This window comes from Pantoea sp. Morm (genome assembly GCF_016643525.1).
Lineage (GTDB): Bacteria > Pseudomonadota > Gammaproteobacteria > Enterobacterales > Enterobacteriaceae > Pantoea > Pantoea dispersa.
The window spans coordinates 65,441-75,418 of sequence record NZ_VOQX01000018.1; the positions used below are offsets into that span (position 1 = coordinate 65,441).

Below are 9,978 nucleotides of genomic sequence, written 5' to 3' on the forward strand. Positions count from 1 at the left end.
GGGTCAGGGCGCCTGGCGGCAATCGACAATCAGCCGCCCACGCACCTGGCCCGCCAGCAGCTGTTCTGCGCCTGCGCGCGCCTCACTCAGTGGAATCACTTTGGTCATTTGCTCCAGCAGCGCGCCGTCAACCAGCTCCGCCAGACGCTGCCACGCCTGCTGACGCAGCGGTTTGGCGCACATCACGCTGTCCACGCCGGCCAGCGTAACGCCACGCAGAATAAACGGCGCGACGCTGGTGGGCAGATCGAGGCCCTGCGCCATGCCGCAGGCGGCGACCACGCCGTCGCGCTGGATCCCGGCTAACACATTGGCCAGCGTGTGGCTGCCGACGCTATCGATCGCGGCGGCCCAGCGCTCTTTCGCCAGCGGTTTGCCGGGCGCGCTCAGTTCGTTACGGTCGATAATCGCGGAGGCGCCGAGCGTATCGAGCAGGTAGGCGCTGTCGCTGGCGCGGCCGCTGGATGCCACGACCTCATAGCCGAGACGCGCCAGCAGGCTCACGCTGAAGCTGCCCACGCCGCCGCTGGCACCGGTAACCAGCACCGGACCGTGCTGCGGTGTGATGCCCTGTTTTTCCAGCGCCAGCACGCACAGCATCGCGGTAAAGCCGGCGGTGCCAATCGCCATGGTTTGCAGCGGGCTGAGCGCCGCCGGGACGCTAACCAGCCAGTCGCCGGAGACGCTGGCTTTCTGCGCCAGCCCGCCCCAGTGTTTTTCACCCACGCCCCAGCCGGTGAGCAGCGCAACATCGTCCTGCTGCCACTCCGGATGACGGCTGTGGATCACCCGGCCAACAAAATCGATGCCCGGCACCATGGGAAACTGGCGCACAATCGGCCCTTTATTGCAGATGGCCAGCGCGTCTTTGTAGTTGAGGGTGGAGTAGCTTACTTCGAGGGTAACATCCTGATCGGGCAATTGTTGCTCTGACAGATCCTGCAGGGATGTGCGGTATCCCTGTTCATCATTTTCAATGACCAGTGCCTTGAACATGCAGCCTCCGGCTGGTTGGGAGAAGTGCGCTCCATAGTACGCTTCTGCCGCAGGGAGTGCCAGGCGGATGGGCGCGGCAGGCGGTCGCTATCGCACCGGTGTTACATTCTGCATAACTTTGCGTAATCTTCGACTATTCAGGCAGTTAAAAATAGACGCCTTAACTATTATTCATTTAAATCAATGAAGTAGCGCATTGGCGTTCTGCATCAAAATTCCGCCCTGATTGGTTGTTCGCGGGAAAAAAAGATGCCATCATGTCGCCCGAATTTATTTCCCATCTTCATTGCTGAGGACGCCGCCATGCCCGGTACAATGCACATCTGCACTTGTCGCCGTGCGCTTCATGACAAGCGCGCCTCTGTCATCTGTTGTTCGCATTTCCCGCTCACTATGCGGTGAGGCTACGCCCCGTTCGCTGTTGGATATGAGTAAAGACAGACGCGATCTGGCTTTACTGATGTCTATCGGTTGCGGCCGCCGGACGTTATTCGCCGGGGAAATTTCCTCATTGCTGTGCCACTGGCACCCACTCATCCTTCATTACGGGGATTTGTGTTATGAACCCATTGAAAATTGCTGCCAGCGTAGCGGTAGCGCCAAGCCTGAGTCTCAACACCGCGCGCGACGTGGTGACGCTGGATAATACCGATTTCACCGACGTGGCCGCGGTAGTGGTCTCGCTGGCCGATACACGCAGCGGCGTGCTGACGCTGCTGCGCCAGACTGGCTTCAATCTGCCGGTGTTTGTCGCGAACGCCTTTGATGACGCGGTGCTGACGCTGCCGGGCGTGACCGGAGAGATCAACGGCGCAGCGGAAGAGTGGCAGGCGCTGGAGCAGGCGGCGCAGGCGTACGAGGCGGAACTGCTGCCGCCGTTTTTCGACACCCTGACGCGCTATGTCGATATGCAGAACAGCACCTTTGCCTGTCCGGGCCATCAGGGCGGGGCGTTTTTCCGCCGCCATCCGGCCGGACGTCAGTTTTATGAGTTCTACGGCGAGAACGTCTTTCGCTCCGATATGTGTAACGCGGACGTCAAGCTGGGCGATTTACTGATCCACGAAGGCTCGGCCAAGGATGCTCAGAAATATGCCGCGCGCGTGTTCAACGCCGATAAAACCTACTTCGTGCTGAACGGCACCTCCAGCGCCAACAAAGTGGTGACCAATGCGCTGCTGACGCGCGGCGATCTGGTGCTGTTTGACCGCAATAACCATAAATCTAACCACCACGGTGCGCTGATTCAGGCGGGCGCCACGCCGGTTTATCTGGAAGCGGCGCGTAACCCGTTTGGCTTTATTGGCGGCATCGATGCGCACTGTTTCGACGAGACGTATCTGCGCGAGCAGGTGCGCCAGGTCACGCCACAGCGCGCGGATCAGCCGCGCCCGTTCCGGCTGGCGATCATCCAGCTTGGTACCTACGATGGCACGGTATACAACGCGCGCCAGGTGGTGGATCGCATCGGGCATCTGTGTGACTACATCCTGTTTGATTCGGCATGGCTGGGTTATGAGCAGTTTATTCCGCTGATGGCCGGCTGCTCGCCGCTGACGCTGGAGCTTAACGAGAACGATCCGGGGATCTTTGTCACCCAGTCGGTGCATAAGCAGCTGGCGGGCTTCTCGCAGACTTCGCAGATTCACAAGAAAGATAACCATATTCGCGGCCAGAAACGCTTCTGCCCACACAAGCGGCTGAACAACGCGTTTATGCTGCACGCCTCAACCAGCCCGTTCTATCCGCTGTTCGCTGCGCTGGATATCAACGCCAGAATGCATCAGGGCGAAGCGGGGCGCAGCATGTGGCACGACTGCGTCACGCTGGGCATTGAGGCACGCAAAGCGATCCTCGAGCGCTGCAGCCTGATTCAGCCCTTCCTGCCGGAGCAGGTGCACGGCAAGCCATGGCAGGCGGCAGAAACCGCCACCATCGCCGCCGATCCGGCGTATTTCAGCTTCGAACCGGGCGCGAAGTGGCACGGTTTTGCCGGTTACGATGCCGGACAGTATCTGGTGGACCCGTGCAAACTGCTGCTCACCACGCCAGGCATCGATGCCACCAGCGGCGAATACACCCGCTTTGGCATTCCGGCTACCATCCTCGCCAACTATCTGCGCGAGAACGGTATCGTGCCGGAGAAGTGCGATCTCAACTCAATCCTGTTCCTGCTGACCCCAGCGGAAACGCCGGAAAAAATGGCGCATCTGGTGGCGATGCTGGAGCAATTTGAACAGCACGTGCGTGAGGATGCGCTGCTGGCCGAAGTGCTGCCGAGCGTGTATCGCAGGCACGTCGAGCGCTATCAGGGCTACACGCTGCGTCGCCTGTGCCAGGAGATGCACGATTTGTACGTCAGCTACGACGTTAAGGATCTGCAGCGCGACATGTTCCGTCAGGCGTGTTTCCCGAAAGTCGAGGTCAATCCGCAGGATGCGCATCAGGCGTATATTCGCGGTGACGTTGAGCTGGTGCCGATCGCCAGCGCCGAAGGGCGCATTGCCGCCGAGGGGGCGCTGCCGTATCCGCCGGGTGTGCTGTGCGTGGTGCCAGGCGAAACCTGGGGCGGGGCAGTGCAGCGCTATTTCCTCGCGCTGGAAGCGGGTATCAATCTGCTGCCGGGCTTTTCACCGGAGTTGCAGGGGGTTTACACCGAGGAGGATGACAGCGGGCACAAGCGGTTAGTGGCGAATATGATGTTGTAGGAGGGGGCTGTTCCCCCATCGCACGCCACCTTCTCCCGCAGGCGGGAGAAGGTGGCGATGAGCGCGAATCAATAACGGTGGTAGCTGCGCTGTGCCTGGCTCACTTTGTACAGATAGCGGCGCGACTCGGCCGACGGATGATTGGTGGTCAGCGTCTGATACACCTGGCTCGGTGACATGCCGTTGATGGTGGCGAAGGCGCGGTCTTTATCGCTGGAGAACACGCGCAGCACGCTGCCCGCCCCGCCGTTATAAGCGGTGATCACTGCGTAACGGCGTGACAGCGGATCCTGAATCCCGCCGAGATAGCTCTTCTGCAGCAGCGACAGATATGCGGTACCAGCATCAATATTATTGGCCGGATCAAGCAGATAGCTGCGGCTCGGTTTACCCCATTTGCCCTTCATGCGGAACACATCGACCCCGGCAGTATGCTGCACCACCTGCATCAGACCCAGCGCATCGGCGTTGCTTACCGCATAGGGGTTAAAGCTCGATTCGGTCTGCATGATCGCCAGAATCAGCGAGGCATCAACGCCATACTGTTCGGCCGCTTTGCGCACCAGCGGCAGATATTTGTGCGCACGTTTGTCGAGGTGGTTAGGCACCATCGGAATGGTCACCGACCAGATGACGTGCAGCCCGGAGGTGCGTTTCTGCAGTTTGTTCTGGATCAGGTAATCAGCAAAGTTACCGGCGCGTCCCTGCCAGCGGATCGGCTGACCGGTGTTATCCAGCACCTGGCCGTACAGCAGCGGCTCTTTACTGATCTGAATATCGTTGGCGTCGGAGTAGAGATCGACGTTGCCCGGATCGTCACCAATCAACAGCGTGGTGATGATGGCCTGACGCAGGCTGGCCATCGGATCGGTGCCGGAAATGGTCTCAATGGTGATGCTACCGCTGTCGAAGTTGATGTGACTGCGGGTGTAATAGTTATCGCTGTATTTGACGTAGTCCTTGGGTCCGGCGATCAGAACCTCATTGATTCCCCAGATATTCTCGATGTTGGCGGCAAATTGCCCCATCAGAATGTCAAAACCGTTGGTGTCCTTAACCCACTCTTCATGGTACTGCGATTTTTTTTGTCCGGAGCAGGAGACTAACAGGGGTGCGATGACCAGCAGTGCTATCAGTTTTTTATTCATTGTGAATGCGTGCCTGACTCGAAAAAGAGGGCCTCAAAGGGAGGCCCTGAACGTTTATTTTTCTGGCGGGGTGTAACCTTCAATGTGCACATCTTTGCCTTCGAACAGGAAATTCACCATCTCCTTCTCCAGCACTTTGCGATCTTCCGGGTTCATCATGTTGAGCTTCTTCTCGTTGATCAACATGGTCTGCTTGGACATCCACTGCTGCCAGGCCTCTTTGGAAATCTCATTGTAGATGCGCTTACCCAGTTCGCCAGGATAGAGCTGAAAGTCCTGGCCTTCAGCGTCGCGTTGCAGATAAGTACAAAAAATAGTGCGGCTCATTACTCTTCCTCTTCGGTCAAACTGGTTCGCAGTTGAAGCTGCCGGGGATGGCGCAGCTCATGCAGCAGGCGCTCTACCGGCGCGGCCAGCCCCACTGACGGTGGTTGCGCTAAGTTATACCAGAGACCGCCGGCTTCATCCATCAGCGACCCGGAGGAAGGCCACGCCAGCCACATAGGCACAATATCTAAGTGGAAATGGCTGAAGGTGTGGCGAAACGCGGTAAGCTGCTGCGGCTTCGCGTGGATGCCGCGCGCCGCCAGCCAGTCAGTCAGCGCTTGCTCACTGGTGAACTGCGGGAAGCAGAACAGGCCGCCCCACAAACCCACCGGCGGACGCTGTTCCAGAAACACCTCGTCGCCGTGCTGCAGCATCAGGAACCAGCCGCTGCGCTCTGGTAGCGTGACTTTCGGTTTCTTACCGGGATAATCAGCCCAGTTGCCCTGTGCATAGGCCGCGCAGCCGCTATTCAGCGGGCAGATGTCGCATTTCGGGCGGGAGCGAGTACACACTAACGCGCCGAGATCCATCATCGCCTGATTGAACTGGCTGACGCCTTCCGCTGGCGTGACGTCTTCACTGATCTGCCACAGCCGCTTCTCCACCTCTTTTTTGCCCGGCCAGCCGCTCACTGCATAGCAGCGCGCCAGCACGCGTTTTACGTTGCCGTCGAGGATCGGGAAATGCAGGCCAAGCGACAGTGACAGGATCGCGCCCGCCGTGGAGCGGCCGACGCCCGGCAGCGCCGCGACCTCATCGAAATGGGGCGGGAATACGCCGCCATGCAACTCAACCACCTGTTTAGCCGCCTTGTGCAGGTTACGCGCCCGTGCGTAATAGCCGAGGCCGGTCCACAGATGCAGCACTTCATCAAGCGGCGCGGCGGCCAGGTCGGCAACCGTGGGGAAGCGCGCCATAAAGCGTTCGAAATAGGGAATAACGGTGGCAACCTGCGTCTGCTGCAGCATCACTTCGGAGAGCCACACCTTATAGGGCGTTTTCTCCAGCTGCCACGGCAGAGTTTTACGGCCAAAGCGTTGGTACCACTCCAGCACCTGTTGCGCGAACTGCGGCGCCTGCATCATAAGAAGGAAATTTTCCATGTTTACTCTACAATCAGGCAGGAATTCCAGCATAGAGACATCAGGGTGTAAACCGGAAGATTGCAAAGGCTTGCTTCTGTTACTTAACTTTGCATAATGCCCGTTTCCCTGAACAGGCTAACCAGCAGGTTTCAACATGATTAATGACGTCATCACCCCGGAATTTGATGAGAACGGGCGGCCTTTGCGCCGTATCCGCAGTTTTGTGCGCCGCCAGGGGCGCTTAACGAAAGGACAGCAGCTCGCGCTCGACAATTACTGGCCGGAGATGGGCGTCGAGTATCAGCCGCAGCCGCTGGACATGGTCGCGCTGTTTGGCCGCGAAGCGCCGCTGGTGCTGGAGATTGGGTTTGGCATGGGTGCCTCGCTGGTGACCATGGCGCAGAACAATCCGCATCAGAACTTCCTCGGCATTGAAGTGCATGCGCCAGGCGTCGGTGCCTGTCTGGCCTCGGCCAAAGAGGCTGGCGTGCAGAATCTGCGCGTGATGTGTCACGACGCGGTGGAAGTGCTGGAAAACATGGTGCCGGACAATTCGCTGCGCATGGTGCAGCTGTTTTTCCCGGATCCATGGCATAAGGCGCGCCACAACAAGCGCCGCATCGTCCAGGTACCGTTTGCCGAGCTGGTGCTGCGCAAGCTGAAGCTGGGCGGCGTGTTCCACATGGCGACCGACTGGGAAGAGTACGCCACGCACATGCTGGAAGTGATGAGCAGCATCGATGGCTATAGCAATCAGTCGGAGAGCCAGAATTACGTGCCACGTCCGGAAACGCGTCCGTTAACCAAATTTGAGCAGCGCGGGCAGCGACTGGGCCATGGCGTATGGGATCTGATGTTTGAGAGGGTGAAATAATGGCTGTAAAACGTAGCCGCCGTTTACGTAAAAAGTTGCATGTTGATGAGTTTCAGGAGCTGGGCTTCTCTGTTGCCTGGCGTTTTGCCGAAGGCACCAGTGAGGAAGAGGTGGATGCCACGCTCGATCAGTTCATCAATGAGGTGATCGATCCGAATGGTCTGGCCTATGACGGCAGCGGCTATCTGGTGTGGGAAGGGCTGGTGTGTCTGCAGCAGACCGGCAAATGCACCGACGCGCACCGCGAGCTGGTGCGTAACTGGCTGGAAAAGAAAAATCTCGCCGATATTCAGGTCACTGAACTCTTCGACGTTTGGTGGGACTAAGTATCACCACTGGCGATAACTTCGCGCGATGAATCGCGCCGCTACACATTCAGTGCGTGTTGGTTGATTCGCTTGTCCAATGCACCTTTCGTAGCGGCGCAATTTATTGCGCATCGCCAGACGCAGCACAATGTCACCGCTTATCAGACTATTCACATCTGCAGGAGATTTCATGGTTCGTAAGGCTCTTCTCGCCGCGCTGCTGCTGGCGGCAGCTCAGGCGCATGCTGACTATCAGTGCAGCGTCAATCCAAAGGATGATGTGATCATAAAACCCCAGAGCGTGCAGGTGGTGGGCAGCAACGGCAACCTTGAAATCACGCCGCAGGGCGATGTGCAGTTCGACGGCAAGGCGGTGAGCGTCGATAACGCCACGCGCCAGCAGGCGATTGACTACCAGAACGCGCTGCGTCGCGATCTGCCGTGGGTTGATAGCGGCGCAACCACCCGTCTGGAGCGGGGCCGCGTGGCGCTGGATAAAGTAATCGTCGAAAAACTCGGGGCGGACAGCAATGTGCGCAATCGCCTGACTACGCTGAACGGCCAGCTGAAGCAGCAGATGAACCGCATCATCGAGCATCGCCCGGATGGCCTGACTTTCCACCATCAGGCCATTGAGCAGGTGCGCGCCGACGGCGAGAAGCTGGTGCAGAGCACGCTGGGCGGGGTGTTGCAGGATAGCCTGAACGAGATGGGCACCAAACAGGCCGCCAGCGGCAGCAATCCGCTGCAGGCGCTGATGGGCAACCTCGGCGGGCTACAGCAGTCGATTCAGACTGAATGGAACAATCAGGAGCAGGATTTCCAGAACTTCGGTCATGAAGTGTGTAACCGGGTGACCGCACTGGAGAGCCAGCGCAAGACGCTGATGCAGAACGTAAAGGGCTAAGCCAGCCGCGTTGCCGCTGAATGCACGGAACATCACGGCGTCATTGTTCTTCTGAACAGTGGCGCCTTTTTTATCCCCGTAGCTTTTAAGCCGTGATTTAACGGATTGTCTTAGATTCGGGACGAATCTGATAACAGCAAAATTTCCGCATTAATAACTATATCAACGGGCATTCAGCCTGTTTAACTCATTAATTTTTAAGGAAATTTTATGTTATTTTCTGACGCCTCTGCTTCCAGTTCACACCCGGTTTTATCACCCCCTGTGGTTATCGTTGCCGAGCGCGGCTGGTACAACGATCCGCAAAAACGCTGGCAGGGAACGGTACAAACGCCGGACGCCGTTGAAGTCATCGTGACGGTTAACGGTGGCAATCCGCTACGCGTGCCGGTGATCAATGGCCACTTCGAGTGGATGCCGCCGCAGCCGATGGCCGATGGTGAATACCAGCTAACCTTCACCGCCGTGGATGCCGCCGGCAATCACAGCGCACCTACGCGCGTGGATTACAATATTGATACTCATCCGCCCGCCAGACCGATCATCGAAGCGATAGAGGATCACGTTGCCGGCGGCGTGGAGGACGGTAACAGCATCCGCCGTAACGGCTATACCAACGATGATCAGCCGGTGGTACGCGGGCAGGCCGAAGCCAACGCGCTGGTTTATCTCTATAATGGCAACCAACTTCTCGCCTCTGTCCGTGCCGATGCGCAGGGCAACTGGCAGGCACAACTCGATCTGCCGCAGGACGGAACCTATAACCTGACGGCGCAGGCCGAGGACCGCGCCGACAACCGCAGTCAGCCGTCGCCGAAGTGGACCTTTCATCTCGATACGCTTACCCCGGAAACGCCGACGTTCAGCTATTACGACGACAATCGCGGGCTGTATCAGGGCCAGTTTGGCTGCGGCAAACCCACCGATGATGTCCGGCCGGAACTGCACGGTGAAGCCGAGCCCGGCAGCGTGGTGCGCATTCAGTATGCCGCACCGGGCGGAAAGTGGGTTGTCGGCGGTACGGCCACCGTCGACAGCAGCGGCCACTGGCACTGGACGCCGCCGCAGGATCTGCTGCCGGACGGCGACTGGCGTTTTCGCAGCCGCAGCAGCGATAAAGCCGGCAACGTCAGTCAATGGAGCGACAGCTGGACGCTGACCATCGACACCCGTATCAACACGCCCACCATCCTGCAGGCTATCGATGACGTCGGCACCATCCAGCCGGTGCTGCCGGGCCAGACCACCGACGATAAGCGGCTCGATTTTTCCGGACAGGCCGAGCCTTACAGTCAGGTGACGCTGTACCAGAACGGCGTGGCAGCCGGCAGCGCGACGGTGGGGGCCGATGGGCGCTGGCAGATTACCCCGGACCGCGACATGCAGCCGGGCAGCAACAACTTTACGGTAAAAGCGGTCGATGTGGCGGGTAACGTCAGTGACTATGCGCCCAACTGGGCGATTAACTATGACTCTGGCGTAAAGCACAGTTCTGGCGAAGAGAACTGGAACTGTCGCGCCAATACCAGCTGGCAAACCGGCCGTGTGTATCAGTACGGCGGGTTGAAAGTCACCGAACTGAAACATGGCACCACCAACAACTGTTTCTATACCGGCATCATGAA

Annotated in this window: 9 protein-coding genes; 5 read left to right on the forward strand and 4 right to left on the reverse strand. The window is 58.6% G+C overall.

Going from position 1 to position 9,978, the window contains the following annotated elements:
- Window positions 1-3: 3 nt before the first annotated feature.
- Window positions 4-996, reverse strand: coding sequence for an MDR family oxidoreductase (locus tag FT726_RS08950; protein ID WP_104093694.1), 993 nt, complete (start codon window positions 994-996; stop codon window positions 4-6).
- Between the two features lie 560 nt (window positions 997-1,556).
- Between FT726_RS08950 and FT726_RS08955 the strand changes: the two genes are divergently transcribed.
- Window positions 1,557-3,704 carry an ornithine decarboxylase gene (locus FT726_RS08955; protein ID WP_150059346.1) on the forward strand — a complete coding sequence of 716 codons (2,148 nt, stop codon included), beginning with the start codon at window positions 1,557-1,559 and terminating at the stop codon, window positions 3,702-3,704.
- A gap of 68 nt (window positions 3,705-3,772) precedes the next feature.
- On the opposite strand, the gene mltC is transcribed toward FT726_RS08955, so the two are convergent.
- The 3 genes from mltC to mutY are packed head-to-tail and all read right to left on the reverse strand — an operon-like array spanning window position 3,773 to window position 6,264.
- Complete coding sequence (mltC, locus tag FT726_RS08960) at window positions 3,773-4,852, reverse strand: membrane-bound lytic murein transglycosylase MltC (RefSeq protein ID WP_021506619.1); 1,080 nt, start codon at window positions 4,850-4,852, stop codon at window positions 3,773-3,775.
- Between the two features lie 54 nt (window positions 4,853-4,906).
- Complete coding sequence (locus tag FT726_RS08965; protein ID WP_010617014.1) at window positions 4,907-5,179, reverse strand: oxidative damage protection protein; 273 nt, start codon at window positions 5,177-5,179, stop codon at window positions 4,907-4,909.
- A complete protein-coding gene (gene mutY / locus FT726_RS08970) occupies window positions 5,179-6,264 on the reverse strand; it encodes an A/G-specific adenine glycosylase (protein ID WP_346302683.1) in 1,086 nt (361 codons plus the stop codon). Before mutY ends, FT726_RS08965 begins: the two co-directional genes overlap by 1 nt.
- 154 nt (window positions 6,265-6,418) lie before the next feature.
- Between mutY and trmB the strand changes: the two genes are divergently transcribed.
- From trmB to FT726_RS08990, 4 genes are all read left to right on the forward strand, one after another.
- The gene (gene trmB / locus FT726_RS08975) at window positions 6,419-7,138 is read left to right on the forward strand and encodes a tRNA (guanosine(46)-N7)-methyltransferase TrmB (protein ID WP_021506621.1); all 720 of its coding nucleotides are present in this window, start codon (window positions 6,419-6,421) and stop codon (window positions 7,136-7,138) included.
- Complete coding sequence (locus FT726_RS08980) at window positions 7,138-7,464, forward strand: YggL family protein (RefSeq protein WP_021313105.1); 327 nt, start codon at window positions 7,138-7,140, stop codon at window positions 7,462-7,464. Before trmB ends, FT726_RS08980 begins: the two co-directional genes overlap by 1 nt.
- 172 nt (window positions 7,465-7,636) lie before the next feature.
- Window positions 7,637-8,353, forward strand: a complete 717-nt coding sequence (locus FT726_RS08985; RefSeq protein WP_288424726.1) for a DUF2884 domain-containing protein — start codon at window positions 7,637-7,639, stop codon at window positions 8,351-8,353.
- A gap of 210 nt (window positions 8,354-8,563) precedes the next feature.
- Window positions 8,564-9,978, forward strand: a 1,415-nt coding sequence (locus FT726_RS08990; protein ID WP_346302684.1) for an Ig-like domain-containing protein, incomplete at its 3' end; no start/stop codon positions are given.